The sequence below is a fragment of the Sphingobacterium sp. UBA5670 genome, assembly GCF_002420705.1.
Taxonomy (GTDB): domain Bacteria; phylum Bacteroidota; class Bacteroidia; order Sphingobacteriales; family Sphingobacteriaceae; genus Sphingobacterium.
On sequence record NZ_DIIM01000002.1, the window covers coordinates 368,927 to 389,438 of the forward strand.

The 20,512-nt window shown below is 41.0% G+C and carries 18 protein-coding genes; 13 read left to right on the top strand and 5 right to left on the bottom strand.

Annotated elements, in window-relative coordinates:
- Positions 1-5: 5 nt before the first annotated feature.
- The 7 genes from B3C94_RS02545 to nagA are packed head-to-tail and all read left to right on the top strand — an operon-like array spanning position 6 to position 8,340.
- Positions 6-1,553 carry a SusD/RagB family nutrient-binding outer membrane lipoprotein gene (locus B3C94_RS02545; RefSeq protein ID WP_293898479.1) on the top strand — a complete coding sequence of 516 codons (1,548 nt, stop codon included), beginning with the start codon at positions 6-8 and terminating at the stop codon, positions 1,551-1,553.
- Positions 1,554-1,568: 15 nt separating this feature from the next.
- On the top strand, positions 1,569-3,611 hold the full coding sequence (locus B3C94_RS02550) for an alpha/beta hydrolase family protein (protein WP_293898482.1): 2,043 nt from the start codon (positions 1,569-1,571) through the stop codon (positions 3,609-3,611).
- A gap of 5 nt (positions 3,612-3,616) precedes the next feature.
- The gene (locus tag B3C94_RS23460; RefSeq protein WP_349679112.1) at positions 3,617-4,336 is read left to right on the top strand and encodes a Gfo/Idh/MocA family protein; all 720 of its coding nucleotides are present in this window, start codon (positions 3,617-3,619) and stop codon (positions 4,334-4,336) included.
- A 44-nt stretch (positions 4,337-4,380) separates the two neighbouring features.
- Positions 4,381-5,037 carry a hypothetical protein gene (locus B3C94_RS23465; protein WP_349679116.1) on the top strand — a complete coding sequence of 219 codons (657 nt, stop codon included), beginning with the start codon at positions 4,381-4,383 and terminating at the stop codon, positions 5,035-5,037.
- A 38-nt stretch (positions 5,038-5,075) separates the two neighbouring features.
- Positions 5,076-5,810, top strand: a complete 735-nt coding sequence (locus tag B3C94_RS02560; protein ID WP_293898485.1) for a glucosamine-6-phosphate deaminase — start codon at positions 5,076-5,078, stop codon at positions 5,808-5,810.
- Between the two features lie 9 nt (positions 5,811-5,819).
- Positions 5,820-7,139, top strand: coding sequence for a sugar MFS transporter (locus tag B3C94_RS02565; protein ID WP_293898488.1), 1,320 nt, complete (start codon positions 5,820-5,822; stop codon positions 7,137-7,139).
- A 1-nt stretch (position 7,140) separates the two neighbouring features.
- Entirely contained in the window at positions 7,141-8,340 is a 1,200-nt protein-coding gene (gene nagA, locus B3C94_RS02570; protein WP_293898491.1) for an N-acetylglucosamine-6-phosphate deacetylase, read from the top strand.
- A gap of 6 nt (positions 8,341-8,346) precedes the next feature.
- On the opposite strand, the gene B3C94_RS02575 is transcribed toward nagA, so the two are convergent.
- Both B3C94_RS02575 and B3C94_RS02580 read right to left on the bottom strand, forming a co-directional pair.
- Positions 8,347-9,363 (bottom strand): LacI family DNA-binding transcriptional regulator, encoded by a 1,017-nt coding sequence (locus tag B3C94_RS02575; protein ID WP_293898494.1) that lies wholly within the window; start codon positions 9,361-9,363, stop codon positions 8,347-8,349.
- Between the two features lie 84 nt (positions 9,364-9,447).
- Entirely contained in the window at positions 9,448-10,236 is a 789-nt protein-coding gene (locus tag B3C94_RS02580; protein ID WP_293898497.1) for a helix-turn-helix domain-containing protein, read from the bottom strand.
- Between the two features lie 81 nt (positions 10,237-10,317).
- Between B3C94_RS02580 and B3C94_RS02585 the strand changes: the two genes are divergently transcribed.
- The 3 genes from B3C94_RS02585 (at position 10,318) to B3C94_RS02595 (ending at position 12,900) form a co-directional block, all read left to right on the top strand.
- Entirely contained in the window at positions 10,318-11,451 is a 1,134-nt protein-coding gene (locus tag B3C94_RS02585) for a 2-isopropylmalate synthase (RefSeq protein ID WP_293898500.1), read from the top strand.
- A gap of 307 nt (positions 11,452-11,758) precedes the next feature.
- Positions 11,759-12,247 carry a helix-turn-helix transcriptional regulator gene (locus tag B3C94_RS02590; protein ID WP_293898503.1) on the top strand — a complete coding sequence of 163 codons (489 nt, stop codon included), beginning with the start codon at positions 11,759-11,761 and terminating at the stop codon, positions 12,245-12,247.
- Positions 12,248-12,258: 11 nt separating this feature from the next.
- The gene (locus B3C94_RS02595; RefSeq protein ID WP_293898506.1) at positions 12,259-12,900 is read left to right on the top strand and encodes a nucleotidyl transferase AbiEii/AbiGii toxin family protein; all 642 of its coding nucleotides are present in this window, start codon (positions 12,259-12,261) and stop codon (positions 12,898-12,900) included.
- Between the two features lie 140 nt (positions 12,901-13,040).
- Here B3C94_RS02595 and B3C94_RS02600 read toward each other — a convergent pair whose 3' ends face one another.
- On the bottom strand, positions 13,041-14,168 hold the full coding sequence (locus tag B3C94_RS02600) for a hypothetical protein (protein WP_293898509.1): 1,128 nt from the start codon (positions 14,166-14,168) through the stop codon (positions 13,041-13,043).
- A 305-nt stretch (positions 14,169-14,473) separates the two neighbouring features.
- Between B3C94_RS02600 and gndA the strand changes: the two genes are divergently transcribed.
- Genes gndA through pgl form a run of 3 tightly spaced genes read left to right on the top strand, consistent with a single transcriptional unit; the run spans position 14,474 to position 18,111 of the window.
- Positions 14,474-15,892: an NADP-dependent phosphogluconate dehydrogenase gene (gndA, locus tag B3C94_RS02605; protein WP_293898512.1), complete on the top strand. Its 1,419-nt coding sequence runs from the start codon at positions 14,474-14,476 to the stop codon at positions 15,890-15,892.
- 9 nt (positions 15,893-15,901) lie between these two features.
- Positions 15,902-17,383 (top strand): glucose-6-phosphate dehydrogenase, encoded by a 1,482-nt coding sequence (gene zwf, locus B3C94_RS02610; RefSeq protein ID WP_293898515.1) that lies wholly within the window; start codon positions 15,902-15,904, stop codon positions 17,381-17,383.
- Between the two features lie 17 nt (positions 17,384-17,400).
- Complete coding sequence (pgl, locus tag B3C94_RS02615; protein ID WP_293898518.1) at positions 17,401-18,111, top strand: 6-phosphogluconolactonase; 711 nt, start codon at positions 17,401-17,403, stop codon at positions 18,109-18,111.
- A gap of 430 nt (positions 18,112-18,541) precedes the next feature.
- Here pgl and B3C94_RS02620 read toward each other — a convergent pair whose 3' ends face one another.
- Entirely contained in the window at positions 18,542-19,174 is a 633-nt protein-coding gene (locus B3C94_RS02620; RefSeq protein WP_293898521.1) for a hypothetical protein, read from the bottom strand.
- Positions 19,175-19,353: 179 nt separating this feature from the next.
- On the bottom strand, positions 19,354-20,505 hold the full coding sequence (locus B3C94_RS02625) for an Atu1372/SO_1960 family protein (RefSeq protein WP_293898524.1): 1,152 nt from the start codon (positions 20,503-20,505) through the stop codon (positions 19,354-19,356).
- Between the last annotated feature and the right edge of the window lie 7 nt (positions 20,506-20,512).

A 20,512-nucleotide genomic window follows, 5' to 3' on the forward strand; every position in this document is an offset into this window, starting at 1 on the left:
GAACAATGAAAAAAAGCACCCTCTTTACTTCGCTATTCGCACTAAGCTTGTTGTCCTGTACCAAGGACTTTCAGGACATCAATACCGATCCCAACAATATCACGGTGATCACACAGCGTGAATTGCCCTTTATGTTTGCCAAGGCACAGTCTTCGGCGGCAATGAATAGATCTTTTTATCAAACAGTGCAAAATCTGGGGCCGGATCTATATGCCCAATATTTTGCACTCACTACGAATTCGTTTAGTACGGACCGTTATCTCCTTACGCCTGATTGGCAGCGCCGGTTTTGGACAGTTATTTATGTCGATACCGCACCACAGCTCAAAAGCATTCTCGAAAATACAGAACCCAAATCAGGTGAGGCCGCATTGGCCAATATCATGTGGGTATATGCCTTTCATCGGCTAACAGACCAATTTGGGCCGATACCTTATTTCGGTGCTGCCGAGGCCAACGACGTTATTCCTTATGACTCCATGGATAAGATCTATGCAGATTTCTTTGAAAAATTGACTACAGCGGTAGCCAATCTGAAGGCCTTGCCAGCCGGAACGAAAATCTTTCAGGGATACGACCTGATCTTCGATGGAAATACCGAAAACTGGATCCGCTTTGCTAATTCGCTCCGTTTGCGGTTGGCCTTGCGTATCGCCAAGGTGGATGCCAATCAAGCAAAAGTCGAAGCAGAAGCAGCTGTTGCTGCCGGTCTGATGTCTAGCAATACCCATAATGCCAGTATGCTCAAATCCCTTTCTGGAAATGATACCAATGGATTGGCGCAGGTTGCGGTATGGAACGAGTTTTCAATGAGTTCTACGATTGCTTCATATCTAAAAGGCTATGCCGATCCACGTTTAGGTATTTATTTTCAACCCAGTTATATTGGAAAGACATTCAATAGTGTGCGAAATGGGGCTACGGCCACGGATTTAGGGAACGTACGTAATCAGTCAGGCTCCAATTCCAATGTGGGCACCTATTGGGTACGTTACAATGGCGTGGCTATTGAAGGAAATTTTACCCAGAATTTCCATGTGATGTGTGCTGCAGAATCTTTTTTCTTAAGGGCCGAAGGGGCGTTGAATGGCTGGAATATGGGCGGTGAGGCCAAGCAACTGTACGAGGAAGGCATCAAAACAAGTATGGAACAATGGGGCATTACAGATGCTACCCAGATCAGTAATTACATCGCATCAGACCATGTGCCTATCGCTCCCGGTGATTATCATAATTCGCCAGCTGTAGCCAGTATCCCGGTCAGATGGGCGACAAGCGTGGCCGAACAACGTGAACAGATCGGCGTACAGAAGTGGTTGGCGATCTATCCCAACGGTATGGAGGCTTGGGCAGAATATAGACGTACAGGATTCCCAAAAATGTATGCATTGATCCAGTCCGACAACCCAGACCTGCCTATTGGGACATTTATTAAAAGATTGCCTTATCCACTGACCGAGGCGACAGACAATCTCGTTGAACTGAGCAAAGGACGTGCACTGCTTGGCGGTACAGACAATGCGGCAACCAAACTCTGGTGGGATGTGGACTAAATTGGGTAAATTACAATGATAGACTTCAAGATCTGGTTAGTTTCTTTCGGCACACTTATGGGATTAAATTCGAGCATTCAAGCACAACAACAACAACAACAACAACAAAAAGCGGCGTTGCCCAGCGTATTGGCCATACCTGCTGAGATCGACCCGATAAAGGTCATGGTGGAAGATCAGGCAGAACAGCTCATCAGAGCTTTGGATGGCGAGAAAGCTGCAAATCCGCAAGATATTATCCAGTTAGTCAGAAAAAACCTGAAACTGGACGGATATGCTATTCCGCCACTGGACATGCAGCTAATTTCGTCAATTGAGCAGGACAATTATACCATTCACAGCCTGATCTTTCAGAGCTTGCCTGGGCTGTATGTTCCAGCAAGCTTATATGTGCCAAAAGGCAAGGGACCATTTCCGGCAATACTCAATAGCCATGGGCATTGGCCACCGGGGCGGCGAAGTGAGATTGTTCAGCGTACGGCCCATATGTTGGCATCCAACGGCTATGTATGTCTTTGTATCGATGCCATGGGATCGGGCGAGCGCGGACGTGCGCATGAGCATGAGTATCATGGGGCTAATCTTGGGTCGGCACTGCTCGATCTGGGGACGCCACTGATGGGTATACAGCTGCTTGAAAACAGTCGTGCCATCGACCTGCTGTGTAGCTTACCTGAGGTAGATCCCGAAAGGATTGGGGCTACCGGCGCCAGTGGTGGTGGCAATCAGACGATGTGGCTCGCGGCGATGGATCCGCGGATCAAGGCCGCCGTTCCTGTCGTCAGCGTCGGAACTTTCCGCGCGTATATCATGAACAGCAATTGTGTCTGCGAACTCCATCCCAATGGGCTCCTGCATTTTGAAGAAGGACAACTGTTACAAATAATGGCTCCTAAGGCAATTAAGATTATTTCGGCACTTAAAGATGGTAACGCTGCTTTCAACGCTCATCAGATGCTCAAGTCTTTTCGTATTGCCAAGGAAGCTTTTGCAAGGCAAGGGGTACCTGAGCGGATCGATTATGAGCTTTTTGATGAACCACATAGCTATACCACAGAAATGAATATAAGTATGATCAATTGGTTTGATGGGGCATTTGGCATGATGCGCGAGGAAGGATTAAAGTTGGACAATGTGCTTCTATTGGATACGAATGAGCTTGCAGTACTGAAACATGGGGTTAAGCAAGAGCTGATCCTCAGTATACCAGCTTTTATCAGCCGTGAATTTAGTCGGACCGAATCACGGATTGCGACATCCACACTCGATAAATTGGATTACAAAAAACAACTGCGGGCATTACTTTATACAGGGGGTACCGATAGTTTGCTGCGTGTCCAGCCGTTGGAGTCGCAGCAGGGCTGGCAACGGGTTCTATTGGAGACATCGACGCGACAGCTGATTCCGTTATTAATCAGCCCGCCCCTTAATAACTCAAATACGCTACATGTCTATTTCCCCTCGATGGGTAAGCAACAGGTCGCTATGCAGGAAATTGAGGCGCTTCGAAGCAAAGGTGAGGGAGTGGTGCTCATCGATCTCTTTGGGCTCGGTGAGCGCTCTTCAGCCACTGCTGATCAAATCGATGGGGCGTTACCGCGCTTTCATACACTTTCGCGCTCACTGCTCTGGATGGGTAGTAGTATGATGGGAATTTGGGCGTCTGAAATTGGGCTTGTCAATGCTTATCTGCAACAAGAATATAAGTCCTTCAAGATGACCATGGTTGCAGACCGGGAGACGGCCATAGCAGCATTGATCAGCAATGTGCTGAATACCTCAGAACCGGAATTACTGCTTCGTGAGCTCCCCATCAGTTATCTGCCGGGCGCAACGGGAGCGCTGGACAGCTACAATATGTCAATCCATATTCCAGGTATTCTCCATTGGGGCGATATTCCGATGCTGCTCGCGCTCAATGAACAGCGAGTCATGGTCGATGGACTTAACCAGTTGGACGGTAAGCCTTGCGAAATAGCAAATAAACAGCAATTAAAAAACAAAGTGCAGCACTATAAGAAGCAATTAAATAACCAAGGAACACTCCTTATTAATTAAACATTATGGGAACAAATCGAAGATCATTTTTAAAACTGTCCGGGCTGGCCGGAATTGGATTGATGGCTGGCTGTGGACAGGAAAATAAAGCTTCAGCAAAGACAAATCTGGATCATATCCGGCTGGAAGCAGCAAAGAAATATACAGCTACATTTAATATGTCGGGCTACGCGGCCCCCAAGATACCAACTGTAAGAGTCGGTTTTATCGGTGTCGGCAATAGGGGTTCCGCTGCAGTGGAACGTATGAGCCAGATTGAAGGTGTTGCGATTAACGGCATCTGTGATGTACGGGCCGAAAAGGCTGCTGAAGCAAAGGCAAGGATAAAATCAGCTGGTCACCGCGCGGAGTTATTTACGGAGAATGCCGAACACTGGAAAAAGATGTGTGAACAGGCAGATTATGATCTTATCTATATTGCAACCCATTGGAAGTTGCATGCCGAGATGGCGATATATGCCATGGAACAGGGAAAGCATGTCGCTTTGGAGATTCCTGCAGCGACGACGGTGGAAGACTGCTGGCGATTGGTACAAACCTCCGAGAAGACCAAAAAACACTGTGTCATGCTGGAAAATTGTTGCTACGATTACTTTGAACTGCTGACCTTAAACCTAGCTAGACAAGGTTTCTTTGGAGATATCGTCCACTGCGAAGGGGCTTATATCCATGACATTTTGGAGAGTTTTTTTTTGCTGAAAAACGCTTTGATTTTTGGCGCTTAAAGGAAAATGCGACACGCAACGGAAATCTTTATCCCACCCACGGTCTGGGACCGATCTGCCAGATTCTGAAGGTCAACCGCGGTAATAAGATGGAGTATATGAGTTCGATGTCTTCAAAAGATTTTATGCTAGGGCAGAAAGCCAAAGAGATGGCCGCGACCGATAAGCAATTTGAGTCTTATATAGACAAGCCCTTCCGCGGCAATATGAATATTTCCAATATCCTCACCAATAGCGGCAGTACCATAATGTTACAGCATGATGTGAGTTCGCCAAGGCCTTATTCACGTCTCCATCTGATTAGTGGTACCAAGGCCTTTGCGCAGAAATATCCTCTGCCCGGCAAAATCGCTATTGGCCATGCCGATTTCCTGTCGGCCGAAGAGATGACCAAACTGGAACAGCAATATACACCGGGTATAGTCAAAAAGATCGGCGAACTGGCCAAGCAGATCGGTGGTCATGGAGGTATGGATTTTATGATGGACTGGCGCCTGATCGATTGCCTGCGCAATGGTTTACCGATGGACATGGATGTCTATGATGCCGCCAGCTGGAGTGTCATAGGCCCTTTAAGTGAATGGTCGGTCGCCAATGGTTCTCAGCCAATCGAGGTGCCTGATTTTACTGCTGGTCATTGGAAAAATAATCAGGTACATGATATTGAGCTGGCAAGGGAAACGAGCATAGTATCATCATAAACAAAACACAACGAGAACATTATATTAAATCAAGAGACGTGAATATTAAAACTTTTAACACCCGGTTAGAACTGGGACAACATGCAGGAGCTGCAGGAATTGAAGCTATTAACGCTGCCATTGCGGCGAGGGGAGAAGCCAACATTATTTTAGCAACCGGACAGAGCCAGTTCGAAACATTAGAAACGCTGGTGGCTAGTGATAATATCGACTGGAGCAAGGTGCGCATGTTCCACCTCGATGAATATATTGGCATGCCAATTAGCCATAAAGCTAGCTTTCGGAAATACTTAACCGAGCGTTTCATCACGCAGGTGGCGACACTGAAGGAAGTGGTACTGATTAATGGTGAAGCGGATCCAGCTGCAGAATGCGAACGTCTGCACAACAAGATTAAAGCACATCCCATCGATGTTGCCTTTGTGGGCATCGGAGAGAACGGTCATTTGGCTTTTAATGATCCTCCTGCTGATTTTGAGGTAAAGGATGCTTATCTAATTGTCAATCTGGACGAGCAGTGTCGTCGTCAGCAGTTGGGAGAAGGATGGTTTGGCTCACTCGCCGAAGTGCCATTGCAAGCTATCAGTATGTCCATACAGCAGATTCTATCAGCTCAGAAAATAATCTGTGCGGTGCCGGATGAACGTAAAGCACTAGCTGTGAAAAATTGCCTTACGCAACCTGTTTCCAATTTGTATCCAGCGAGTATCCTGCAGCAGCATGCCGACTGCACCTGCTACCTGGACGCCGGATCTGCATCGCTTTTAAAATGACGGTATCTTATGACAGCATCAGTACACGATAGGAAAACTACCTGGGTATCCATAGGCATTATTGGAACAATGTTTTTTATCTTTGGATTTGTATCCTGGATTAATGCGATTCTCATTCCATATTTTAAAATAGCCTGTGAACTGAGCAATTTTCAGTCATACCTTGTTGCTTTTGCATTTTATATCTCTTATTTGTTGATGTCGATGCCTTCCTCGTATTTGCTCAAAAAAATAGGCTATAAAAATGGAATTATGGTAGGCTTTTGGATTATGGCATTGGGGGCATTTTTATTTGTCCCTGCGGCCTATAATAGGGCCTATCCGATCTTTTTGATTGGTCTATTTACGTTGGGAAGTGGATTAGCCCTGTTACAGACCGTCGCCAATCTATACATTACCCTGATCGGTGAAAAGGAACGTGCAGCGCAACGGATTAGTATGATGGGCATTTGTAATAAGGGAGCAGGTATACTGGCACCCTTACTATTTTCTTATATTATTTTGCGCCCACAGGACAATGAGCTCTTTAAGCAGCTTCCACAGATGACAGAAATGGCTCGTACTTTGGCTTTGGATGAATTGATCTTACGCGTGGTTGGCCCGTATACTGTGGTTGGAATTATCTTACTATTGATCGGGTTGTTTGTTAAGTTTTCTGTTCTTCCCGAATTGGATCAACAACAAGATGGAGCTGGGAAAGACAGGGACGAAACCAAGAAAAGTATATTTCAATACCCACACCTTATTCTGGGTGCTGTGGCAATATTCCTCCATGTGGGTACACAGGTTATCGCGATAGATACGATCATCAATTATGCAGGGGTAATGGGCCTATCCCTACTGGAAGCAAAAGCACTACCTTCTTATACGCTAACGGCAACAATATTAGGCTACCTATCGGGAATTATCTTGATTCCCAAAGTGCTCAGTCAACACAGTATGTTGCGTTTCAGCACAGTTCTTGGTCTGATTTTGTCTATCTTAGTTGTGTCGACTCATGGACATGTTGTCCTGTTTAATATGGATCTGGATATTTCGATCTGGTTTATTGTATTGATTGGGTTTCCTAACGCACTTATCTGGGCGGGCATATGGCCGTTGGCGCTTGAAGGGCTCGGCCCATTGGCCAAACAAGGATCGGCACTATTAATTATGGGACTATGTGGCAATGCTTTACTTCCGCTCCTCTATGGGGTACTGGCCGATACGATCGATCCTAAATCAGCCTATTGGATATTGACGCCATGTTTTTTATACCTGTTATTTTACGCCTTTAAAGGCTATCGGATTCAGACATGGTCAGGACAAACAAAAAAATCAACGAATTAATATGTGGATTATAACAAATACCAATATCATAACACCTTACCGCGTGATCGCGGATGGGACAGTATGGATTGCTGAGGGGAAAATTGTGCATATTAGCGAAGGCTATTTGGCAAAAGAAGCTGTCGAAGAAGGTTGGTCAGCTGCCCAATGGATGGATGCCGAGGGGCTGTATCTTGCACCGGGTTTTATTGATATACATGTCCATGGCGGTGGCGGCGCTGATTTTATGGATAACAGTGTGTCTGCATTTTTAACTGTTGCCGAAACGCATCTACGTTATGGTACCACTGCCATGCTGCCGACCACCTTGACCAGTGAACGCGAGGAGCTATTGGAACTTTTCTCCGTCTATGAAGCAGCTAGGGAGCAGAATAGCAAAGGGAGCCGATTTTTAGGTTTGCATCTCGAAGGTCCCTATTTTGCGATGAACCAACGGGGGGCGCAGGATCCCAAATATATCCGTAATCCGGATCCAAAAGAATACATGCCTATACTCGAACGTTATCATCACCTCATCAGTCGATGGAGTGCGGCTCCTGAGCTGCCTGGAGCATTGGACTTTGGACGGGCTGTGCGCAGTCATGGTATCTTATTGGCTCTAGCACATACCGATGCAGTGTATGAGGAGATATTACCTGCGGTCGAAGTTGGATATCGTCTGGCAACACATTTCTACTCTGGTATGTCCGGCATGAGGCGCGTTCACGCGCATCGTTATGCCGGAGTTATTGAGAGCTGTTTTCTATTGGACCAGATAGATGTGGAGATTATAGCAGATGGTGTCCATCTGCCCGAGCCTTTTCTGCGGCTAATTTATAAAGTGAAAGGTGCGGATAAAATGATCCTGATTACCGACGCGATGCGTGCAGCTGGTATGCCCGAGGGTAAAAGTGTGTTGGGAAGCTTGCGTCACGGAACTGAAGTAATTGTTGAGGAAGGCGTAGCCAAGCTGACCGATCGTTCTTCTTTCGCAGGTAGCGTGGCTACTGCAGATCGCCTCCTCCGCACCATGGTCAGCAAGGGAGGCGTCAGTTTGGTAGAAGCCGTACAGATGATGACGATCAACCCCGCAAGACTACTTGGGCTGGATCATAAGATCGGAGCAATAGCCATAGGAATGGAAGCAGATATGGTGCTTTTTGATGATGATGTGGTCATTCATCACAGTTTCGTTGCTGGTGAATTACGTTACAGTAAATAAAGACCACTAAGAGGATCGTTTGGTAGAATCCCGTTCGATTAATTTGCCAGGCAATACCATATCCTGAATTTCAAAATCCCGATTTTTTATATGACGGATGAGCAGCGCACAACTCCTTTTGCCGATCTCCATGGCAGGTTCTTCAATTGTGCTTAAATTGGGTTCTACCACAGTAGCAATGGGATCATTGGTAAATCCGATGACGCCAATGTCCTGGCCTACACGGAGCCCCTGCTGCTTGATAGTCTGAATGGCACCAACAGCTTTGCGGTCATTGGCAGCGAAGATCGCATCTGGACGGTCAGAAAGGGTAAGTAGCTGCAACGTATCAGTGGCGCCGTGAGCCTGTGAAAAACCAGAATATACAATAAGACGCGGATCGATAGCCATGTTGTGCTGTTTCAGTGCTTGTAGATAACCATTTAGCCGCTGCTGTGTGAATTGCAGATTCTCGGGTCCAGCAATATGAGCAATGCGCGTATAGCCTTGTCGGATTAGGTATTCGGTCGCCTGTAAGGCTCCTGCAAAATCATCTTGGACAACTTTGGAGGCATCTATATCTTTAGGTACACGGTCAAAGAATACGATTGGCATTCCCTTGGCCATCAATTGTTCAAAATGATCGTTTGTGGATGAATCGGAGGAGATCGAAATAAGAAGTCCATCCAGACTGCTCGTTGATAGGTTTTCCAATAGGTTCTGTTCCCGTGCGACATGATCGTTGGTGACGTAGAGAATCACATTATAATCGCGTTCATAAGCTTCTTCCTGAATACCTGAAATCACCATCGAAAAATAATAATTGGTGATAAAGGGAATGACCACACCTATATTTTTTGTTGAACCGGAAGCTAAGGCGGAAGCATTTTTATTAGGCTTAAAGTTTAATTTCTTGGCGAGTGCCAGTACCTTTTTTCGGGTTTCGGGATTGACATCGTGGGTATCCCGAAAAGCCCGCGAAACTGTCGATACCGAAATTTTGAGCATCTTGGCGATATCCTTGATGCCTAAAGGATTCTTCATATTTAGATAGGGTTAACAAATTACGATACAAAATACTAAAAACTATCGAAAAATGTAGGATCCATCTTCATCTATATCTCCAATTCAAACTGGTTCGGTGAGCCTCGCCCTATACTGTTGCGGTGACAGTCCAAAATATTCTTTGAATAGATTGGAAAAGTTAGGTACACTTTCATACCCGACTTGATAGACAATTTCAGCGATATGCATATTCTTATTTTCCAATAATTGAAGAGCCTTTAGAAGTCTATGCTGTTTTATGAACTGGAATATGGTAATCTGCATTTCTTCCTTAAACTGTCTGAAAAGTGTTCGCTCCGATAGAAAAAAATTAGCGCTAATCTCAGCGATTGACAATTTATTATCGAGGTGTTGGAGGATATACGTGCTTACCTGGATCATCAATTCACTTTTTGCCGGCGTGATTTGTAACAGGATCGGTTTTGCCAATACTATTGGAAGCATAGACTTCAAGGCCTCCAAGGTAGATGATGTCAACGTGTCGTGGTCTTTAAGCTTCCAATGTCGTTGTCCAAAAATCAAAAAATGATTCAACAATTCATTTGATGGATATACCTTAACCTCCTCGTGCATATTGTTCATATCCAAAAAAATGGATTTTAATGACAGTTGCTGGGAACGGGAAATGAGTTTATGTGGGACATTTGCCGGGATGTATACATAGAACGTACTGGGCACACAGAAACTGGCTTTTTCGGTATAGATAAAGAGGGTTCCATTTGTTGGGCTAAGTACCTGTACTTGGTCGTGCGCATGCATTTCTGTGTTGAATTGTCCATAATTACGTAGTTCAATTGTGCCATCGGGGAAGTTCTTAGCACATTGAACAAAGGGAATGGTGGATTTTGGCATTATTGAATAACAATTGTTTTATTTTCAAATATATTAAATTCTGTAGTTCCGGTACTTTTGAACTATAAAAATAAGTTGAATATGAAACAAGTTAAGATTTTCGATACTACTTTACGCGATGGCGAACAGGGACCGGGCTGCCAGTTGACACTGAATAATAAATTAGAAATTGCTGAAAAACTCGATGCAATGGGGGTAGATGTGATAGAAGCAGGTTTTCCAATAAGTTCACCTGGAGATTTTAAGGCAGTCACAGAGGTTTGTAAACTGGTGAAAAAGGCAACAGTCTGTGCATTGGCTAGGGCCAATAAAGAAGATATCGAACAGGCCTCTTTGGCCTTGGGTAAAGCAAAGGTAGCGCGGATTCAGCTCGGAATTGGAACATCGGACATTCATATTAAATATAAGTTTAATACCACTCGGGAGGTAATCTTGGCGAAAGCTTATGAAATGGTGGCGTATGCGTCGGATAAATGCGATGAAGTACAATTTTTTGCCGAAGATGCTGGCCGCGCAGACAATGATTTTTTGGTTCAGATGACCAATACGGTGGTTGAAGCGGGTGCAAAAGTGGTGAATCTTCCTGATACCAATGGTTTTTGTACACCCTTTGAGTACTTTGAAAAGATAGCCTATGTGAACCAAAATAGAAGGGAAAAAGAGAGCGCCATTCTATCTGTCCACTGTCATAATGATTTAGGTATGGCTACTGCGAATAGTATAGCCGGGCTAATGGCGGGGGCACTTCAGGTGGAAGGAACGATTAATGGTGTGGGCGAACGTGCTGGAAATGCTGCCCTGGAAGAAATTATTTTGACACTCCTTATAAAAGAAAATCTGGGGATTGCGACTGGAATTGATCCAACATATATTGTGGAACTAAGTAGTATGGTAGAACGGGCGATGTCAAATCCTGTACAGGCCAATAAGGCCATTGTCGGGAAAAATGCTTTTGCGCATTCTTCCGGTATCCATCAGGATGGTGTGCTGAAAGACCGTAGAAACTATGAAATTATTGATCCACAAATTATAGGGGGGAAGCTTCCTGAATTGTTTTTATCCGCAAGGAGTGGACGTGCTGCATTAAAAGATCGGTTAAAAAGTATGAAAATAGATTTCCCTGCTGAACATTTTGAAAATATCTATCACCGATTTCTTGTTTTGGCAGATCAGAAACGCTTTATTGAAGATAAGGACCTGCGGAGTTTGGTTTAGTACTTGGTGTTAGTGATGATTATGTAATTGACTGTCATAGAAATTGGAGTGAATTTGAAAATATAGACAACCTAAATAATTTATCTTGTTTACTATGGAAATTTGAAGAAGGTAAAATTAAAGAAGTATTTAATTTTCCTCAGGATCAGCACGCAGTTGATTCTTTTTTTAATAAAAATTTTAAGGACAAATAATACTTGAGTTATATACAGATAGAAAGGCAAGGATAGGCTGTCCTTAAAATAATATATCATCAATATTTTTTATGTGTCGCAAATATGTAATCAATTTTGATTACATTTGTGTTATGGAAAAAAGTATGGAACGTTTTAAAGGAATTCATCCAGGGCTTATCTTGGAAAGAGAGCTTAAGAGGCGTGCGATTAAGCCTAGTCCATTTGCACGCTCAATAGATACACAAAGACAAATATTCAATGCAATCATAAAAGGTCAACGCGGCATTCCAGTACCCCTATCATTGAAAGTTGACCAAGCACTAGGATTTGAAGAAGGGACTTTTGCCTTGTTACAAACTTTTTATGAGATTAAAAATGCTAAAATAAATATTGGAAATATAAACACGCCAGATTTAACTATTTTGCGAAAAGTTCTTTTTTGGGACACCGATGTCCATAAAATAGATTGGGAAAAACAAGCTAAAGCCGTAATTCATCGCATTTTCGAAAGAGGAGATCAAGAAGAGAAAAATGAAATATTAAGGTTTTATGGCAAGGAGCAAGTTCAGCAGGCTTTATCTGAACCAGCAACAGCTCCAATGTTGTTGCATAAACATTAGCGCAAATAATTATGCTATATTATAATACGGTTAATGACCTATTAAGGGATACACTATTGACCTTAATGAAAGCGGACGTTTTTTCAACTTTCCGATTGGTTGGAGGAACCGCCTTAAGTTTGCATTTAGGCCATAGAGAATCTGTCGATATTGATCTTTTCTCGGATGTTCCATACGGTAGTTTGGACTTTGAGTCAATTGACAATTATCTGAAAGATACTTTTTCGTATGTTGATCACTTATCCAATATTGCTCCCGCAATGGGAAAGTCTTATACGATTGGAAATGATAAAAACAATAGCGTTAAATTGGATGTTTTCTATTCCGATCCATTCGTTCGAGAACTTATCGAAGAAGATGAAATTCGTTTAGCCTCAATCGAAGAAATTATTGCCATGAAGATCGATGTGATTCAGCGAGGAGGACGTAAAAAAGATTTTTGGGATTTACACGAGTTATTAGATAAGTATTCGATTTCACAAATGGTTGCATTACATGAAGAGCGATATCCATTTTCTCACGATGAGAAAACGATCTTGATGAACTTAATCAATTTTGAAAACGCTGATAATGATTTCGATCCAGTGTGTTTAAAAGGTAAATATTGGGAATTTATTAAAGCTGATTTTGAGGAAGTAATAGGTGAGATTTAAACTTGTTAAAAAGCAATTTAAACTGACTGTCAATAAATGCTAATATATTAGTAATAAAGTGTACCAAATTGCCAATGATGGGATATATTGTGTTAATTTCACCTGTCCAGAATCCACAACGTCTTGCAATGTCGTTATTCTTAAATCTCCTTGCTTTTAGTCACTTGAGGAATATAAATCAAATAATCATAACCCTTAATAACTCTTGACAAATAAACATCATCTAACTCCAGCTTATTTTGTAGAATGGATTTCTTCAAAGGCCTTAGATCAAAACAGTACCATTGATCGTCTTTCATCATATTCAAAAATGATTTGAAACTATTGTTGTCGTCTTGGTCTTCTCCTTTTCCGAGAAGCATGATGTGCACCGATTTTCTAAAATTGGCCTCTTCAATATTAGAAACTAAGTTACCAATATCGTAGATATCAGTTTTCGTCAATATAGTTTCGCCTTTTGGTACATGGACCGCACCAAATTTGAAAAGATTCTTTTTACCTTTCCATTCGGATAGTTGATTCAGTAAGATGTTTTTTAACAACTGAATCCTTAATAGATGATTTCTATTTGTATAGATCGCTCTGCTTAATTTTAAGTCTTCAATCTCTTTGCGCTCTTTATCAGAAATTTTTAGATTCAGCAATAAGTCTATTTTTTGAAGGCAATCTTCGGATAAGATGTAGTATTTTTCCAAACCATCCTTAGACGCTATTTGTTTAGAATGTTGAAGCATTTGCTCATAGATCTCAATCGCTTTTTTATTTTTCGAAGTTTCTTTTAAGCTGGAAATGACCATTTGATCTGCAAAAATGCTAATCTGTTCTACGCCATATATTTTCGTATTCCGTTTGACCAAATCCTTAAACAAATCAAATTCAGGTTTGTATTCCAAAAAAGAGAAATTCGAACTATATTCTTTTACAAACAGTTTAAGACGCTCATCAGGAAGTGATTTAACTTTTGTTTCAATGATATCGACTGAATAAGGGTCAACCTCCAGAAAATAGTTGTCAAACTTGATCTCATTGATAACAGCATTTGTAAAATAAGGGATTTCGTTGGTAAAATGAGTCTCTCCCAGTAAAACTGAATTTGATTGTTTGATGTCGTTTAACAAGACATCCCATCCTTTTCCCTGAAATGAAATATTCTTATCACTTTGGAAAGAAAAAGTATTCTTTTGAACCAAACTGTCAAGGACTTTGTTTTGGGCATAGTTAAAATTGCTGATGAATGATGTAAGGAGTAAAAATGTTATTTTTTTCATGTAGAATAAGCTTTTTTATGGAGTATTTAGGTAATGGCACTTCAGTTTTCTGACGCACTAAAGTTTCAATCTAGCGACGGGGTAAGCAAAAGCCAAGTAATGGAATAAAATTAATAAAAAAGTCAATATAATTGGCTTCCATAAAGAGTTTATGTTTTTAATGTTTTCATTATCAGTATATTATTAATTAATGGCATTTTCCAGTTGATGATAACTAGTGTAACGATTGAAAGAAAATCTTAGATAATTTTTTTACTGGCATGCATTTCAGTAATTTTGATCTATAACATAAACTTTAAGTAAGAATGGAAAAATATAATTACGGGGTCGTTGGTCTGGGTGTAATGGGAAGAAATCTGCTTTACAATATTGCCGATAACGGTTTTTCTACCGTAGGATTCGATTTAGATGAAGAAAAGGTAATCGAACTTCGTAAAGGAGTGGCTTCAGGTACAAAGGTTGTTGGAGCTGTTTCTCTAGAAGAATTTGTGTCAAGTTTAGATAGTCCGCGAAAGATTATTTTAATGGTTCCTGCAGGCAAGCCAGTTGATGCTGTTCTTGAAAGCCTAACACCACTTTTGAGTCCAAAAGATGTTGTAATTGATGCGGGCAATTCTTATTTCAAAGATACCGAGAGACGTAGAGCTGATTTAGCTTCTAAAAACCTTCATTTTATGGGAATGGGAGTTTCTGGAGGAGAGCAGGGCGCAAGAAGAGGACCGAGTATTATGCCAGGTGGAGACTTGGAAGTTTTCAATTTGGTGAAGCCTATGCTGGAAGTTATTTCGGCAAAAGTAAACGGGGAGCCTTGCACCGCTTATATGGGGAAAGGAGCTGCAGGCAATTATGTTAAAATGGTTCACAACGGAATTGAATATGCCATCATGCAATTGATCAGTGAAGCATACGATTTACTGAGAAAAGGAGCTAATCTTACCAATGAACAACTGTATGAAGTTTTTAAAAGATGGAATGAAGGCGAGATGAATTCTTTCCTTATTGAAATAACAAGAGATATCTTCCAACAAAAAGATGATGTAACAGACGGTTTTCTTGTCGACAAGATTTTAGATAAAGCAGGAGCAAAAGGAACCGGAAAGTGGACTTCCGAGGAGGCTATGGAAATCGGTGTGTCTATTCCAACTATCGATATTGCAGTAACATCAAGAATTTTATCCGCTTACAAAGATGAGCGAGTGAAGGCATCTCAACTATATGCTAAAGAAGAAGTAAAAACTCCTGAAGATACAGAATTGTTCATCAAAGAGGTGGGGGATGCTTTGTATTTATCTACTTTAATCAGTTATGCTCAAGGTTTGGCATTATTGGTAAAAGCTTCTGAAGAATATCAGTTTGAAATTCCGTTAATAGACGTTGTTAAAATCTGGAGGGGTGGATGTATCATCCGTTCTGGTTTATTGGGAAAATTTTATCAGGCTTATTCAAAATACGAGAACTTATCTAATATTTTATTGGATCAGGAAATTTCAGAAATTGTAAAAGATAAAATTTCGTCATTAAGAAAAACAGCTGCTTTTGCTGTATCAAACGGGATTCCAAGTTTAGGAATTCAGTCGGCTCTAGGCTATTTTGAAGCTTACACCACAGCATCTTTGCCTGTAAACCTGCTTCAGGCTCAGCGTGATTATTTTGGTGCACACACTTACCAAAGAACGGACAGAGAAGGAGTCTTTCATACTTCATGGCAAAACCCAAATAACTAGATCCTAATAATGAGCGACAATACAGTCCTGCACCCAACAACGATCGTTATTTTTGGTGCAACAGGGGATTTGGCAAAAAGAAAGCTTTTTCCTGCCTTTTATAATTTATATATCGATGGCAGAATGCCAAAAGGTTTTAATATTTTAGCTTTAGGAAGAGCCGAAAATACGGATGAAAAATTCAGTGCTTATATTAAAGAGAATCTGGAGACTTTTTCCAGAAAGACTGTAGTCAAGGAAGATTGGGCTGGTTTTCAGGCTCACATCAGCTATTTTCAGCATCAGCTTGATGAAGAAAGCTCTTATCGGAATTTATATCAGAAACTGGAAAATTTCGATAAAGTGTACGGAATGAGAGGAAACAGACTTTTCTATTTGTCCATTGCACCAAACTTTGTTTCGGTAATTTCAAACCATCTTAAAAATACGTCAATAGCATCTGATCCTGCAACAGATCGAATAATTATCGAAAAACCTTTTTGTCACAATAAAGAATCTGCCATTGAGCTGAATAATCTTCTTTCACAGACTTTCCAGGAAGAACAAATTTATCGTATCGATCATTATTTAGGTAAAGAAACAGTTCAGAATATTTTGGCGTTCAGGTTCGGAAATTCAATTTTTGAACCTCTTTGGAACCACAGACATATAGAATCGGTGCAGATTACAGTTGCCGAACAAGTAGGAGTGGAAACAAGAGCCAGTTTTTATGAGCAGACAGGAGCTTTGCGCGATATGATTCAGAACCATCTTTTGCAAATTCTTTGCATGGTTGCTATGGAACCTCCGGCTTCACTCGAATCAGGTGAGATCAGGGATCGTAAAGTTGATGTTTTAAAATCCATCCGTAGGATTTCTCCCGAAAAAGTAGATCATTATGCGGTAAGAGGACAGTACGGACGAGGCAAAGTGAATGGACTAAAAGTAAATGGCTATCGCCAGGAAGAGGGAATTGCTCATGATTCCAATACGGAAACATTTGTTGCTATTAAGTTTTACCTCGATAATGAAAGATGGGAGGATGTTCCTTTTTATGTTCGTACCGGGAAGAAGATGAAAGAAAAGCATTCTTATATAACGATTCAGTTTAAGCCACTTCCAAATTCTACGTTTTCAGAAAGCACCTCGCTTCTGTCGGCTAACCGATTGGTTATTAATATCCAGCCACAAATGGACATCAGATTGCAGTTTATGTCTAAAAAGCCAGGCTTGTCTTTAGAGCTTAAACCTGTGGAAATGATTTTCGATAATTTTGCCTGTCAGACCGATACGCCCGAAGCTTATGAAACTCTTTTATTGGAAGCACTTGTGGGAGACCTTACATTGTTTATGCGCTCTGATCAGGTAGAAGAAGCTTGGGATGTGATAAAAACGATTCAGGAAACCTGGGAAAAAACCAAAGACCCATCTTTCCCAAATTATGCTTCAGGCAACTGGGGGCCTGATGAAAGTGATGCATTGGTAGAGCGGCAGGGACATCAGTGGGTTTAAAATCTAATTAAAAGAAAATGAATATTACAATATTTGATAATCTGGATGCCTTATATAAAAAAGCCGCTGATACATTTGTTGAGCTTTCGGAACAAGCAATCCAGAAGCATGATAAATTTGTGGTTGCGTTGAGTGGTGGCTCTTCACCGAAAGCCATCTTTAGTTTATTAGCTACTCCCGAATATGCAGATAAAATAATTTGGGACAAAATCCATTTTTTTTGGGTAGATGAAAGATGGGTTTCTCTTGAAGATGAGAAAAGTAATTTTAAGATGACTTTGGAAGTCCTTTTGAATAAAGTTCCAGTCAATGAAAATCAGATTTTCCCCATGTATAAAGACGGAATTGAGCCTGAAAAATATGCTAAAGAATACGAAGATCAAATCAGAAATGTTTTGGGAGCTGACGGTATTTTTGATTTCATCCTTTTAGGAATGGGGGATGATGGCCACACAGCTTCTCTGTTTCCAGGTGAAAAGATCTTACAAGAAAAAGAAAAATGGGTTGATGCCTACTATCTAAAGCCACAGGAAATGTTCAGAATTACGTTGACTGAACCTATCATCAATAAAGCTGAAAATATTCTGATTGTTACATTTGGCAAATCCAAGAAAAACGCTTTGAATGAAGTTCTTCATGGTGTATATAATCCTGAACTATATCCGTTACAGTTAATTGAAAAGAAAGCAGGAGTCCAGATTTTTACTGATAAAGAAGCTGGAGTTTAATTGAATTGTCTTTTCATCCGAATGCCCTTTATTTTCAATTGTATTTTTGGGGTAGGCAGTATGCATGCGAAAGATTTAGGAACACGTTAGATTTCTATAAAATCGCAACAAGGAGTATGAGTAGAAGGAGGAACCTAACGCCATACAACACAGGATTCCATTATATGCAGGAATATTAACCTCCATTTCGATATTGAGATTATCAAAAAGACCTTTCCGCAATTACGGAAAGGTCTTTTTTATTCCTCTTTTCGTGCGATGGAAGGAAATATATTGATCCTAAAAATACGCAGATTTTAGCTGAGTATAAGATGAATTTTCTGGAGCGGTCTACAGGACATTTCCCTCAGCAATTGGGACCTGAGGTGAAACAAAAAAATCATAGCAGGTTTTAGTGAATTTCCGAAGATTGACGGGAAATGACTTAAAACTATTTATTTCCTTTGACAGATTCATCTATAAGTTTCATTAGATGATCGACAGTTTTAGCTACCTCTTCTTTCTTCACGACTAAGGTTTTTTTTTCTAGACCCGGAGGAAGAGAAATCTTACCGTTAAATTCAGGAAGAAACAAATTGATCTTTTCCTGATCCATCTTATTGAAATTAATAAAAGTCCATTTTTTGGTTTCGTCCTCTTTTAACGCTAATAAGTAAGCCGAGGTAATAGCCATTTTGCCTTTTTCAGGCATAGACATTACCAATACCTGAGGAATAAAGCAGTAGGCTATCCCATCAATTTTTGAGACATCCATATCGACATAATTGATCGTGGAATCAATTTTAACCCCATATTTTATAAGAGAAGAATAGAGTTCCTTGGTCAGTTTTGTTGCCTGATCTATCCCGCCCATGCTTTCAATTATGCGGGGCGATGTTTGACTTATAATACCTTCGATATCTCCAGAAATAGATGCTTTTGTCATGATAGACAGTGCTTCCCTGAGCTGAGGATCTTTTTGCGCGAAGCTTGTATGATGAAAAATAGTTAATAGCGTAATTAACCAAAATACCCTTTTTCGCTGGATGTATTTAAACCGGTTGAACCAATTGTTACTTTGCATAATGGAAAGAGGTTAATTTCCGTTGAATGTACGGGTTTTTATTTACAAATCAAATTTAGATAAGTGTCTCCGTATGAAGTATATTTTATTAATCTCTATCAACGCCAAAGCACAGGAGATAGAGATTTTAATTTGACTAGATCGTATCGGAAAGCATTTTTCAGGGACACCGATGGAATTTATTCAATTTCGAATATAGCCTGTATTTCGACTGAAGTATTTCCTGGGAGTGACGAGGCTCCCACCGTTGCCCTGGCGTGTTTTCCTTTTTCACCAAATACTTCTACAACCAAATCTGATGCAGCGTTCATGAGGTCAGCGTGTTTGGTATAGTCATCAGTTACATTAAAGTACCCAGTTAACTGAACACATTTTTTTATGCGGTTAAGATCGCCTCCCACAGCATCTTTTAATACTCCCAATACATTGAGCATTGTGGTACGTGTCGCTTCCTTAACCTGCTTTTCATCCACGTCTTTACCGAGTTTTCCGGGGTACTGTAATTTCCCATCCTTTAATGCATATTGATTGATAAATATCAGGTTTCCGGTACGTACAAATGGCTGATAATTTCCAGCAGGTTTTGGAACATCAGGCAGGATAATATTTTTATTGATCAGTTCCTGATTTATATCATTATTGTTTTTTTGTTCAATAGAAGCGGATTCTTTGTGAAATGTTCCTTGTAAGGCCTTTGCAACCTTCCCGAAGTTTTCCCCCTGATCTTCGGCAAGAAGGCGTTCATCGGAGCTCGGACGTGGCACATTTTTTATACTTACCAAGCTCGTGGTTCCTAAAACAGAATTGCCCTGAGCAATTGATCTGTCAATTTTGTCATTTGAGCGTATGCCATTTGAAACAAGTATCATTCCATGAACCGCAAGGGTGTTCCAAAACGACTGTAAGGCAAGTTCACGTCCTGCTCCGGTACCCGCAGACATAAATACACTGGCAGGCATTCCTTCAAGTGCGTGTTTCGCCCATAGATCTGTTGTTTTGGAGAAAAATTCGCTCATGCCGGTACTAATATTTCCAAAATACACCGGAGAGCCAAACGCAATCCCATCATATGATGAAAGCTCCTCCATACTAATAACTGGGATGGTTTTTAAAATTGGATTGTCCGAATGCTTTACTTGTTTGATTACTGATCGAACATTTGAGTTTTTTTCTAAGCCTTTAGCAAATTCTTTTGCTAATTCTAAAGTCCCACCGTTATCGGAGTAAATAAGGACCAAGACATTTACATCTTTCTTTTGTGCCATGGATTGAGTTGATAAAGTAGTCATCATAACCATTAAAAGCAGTAATAACTTTATAAAGTTTTTCATTTCTAAG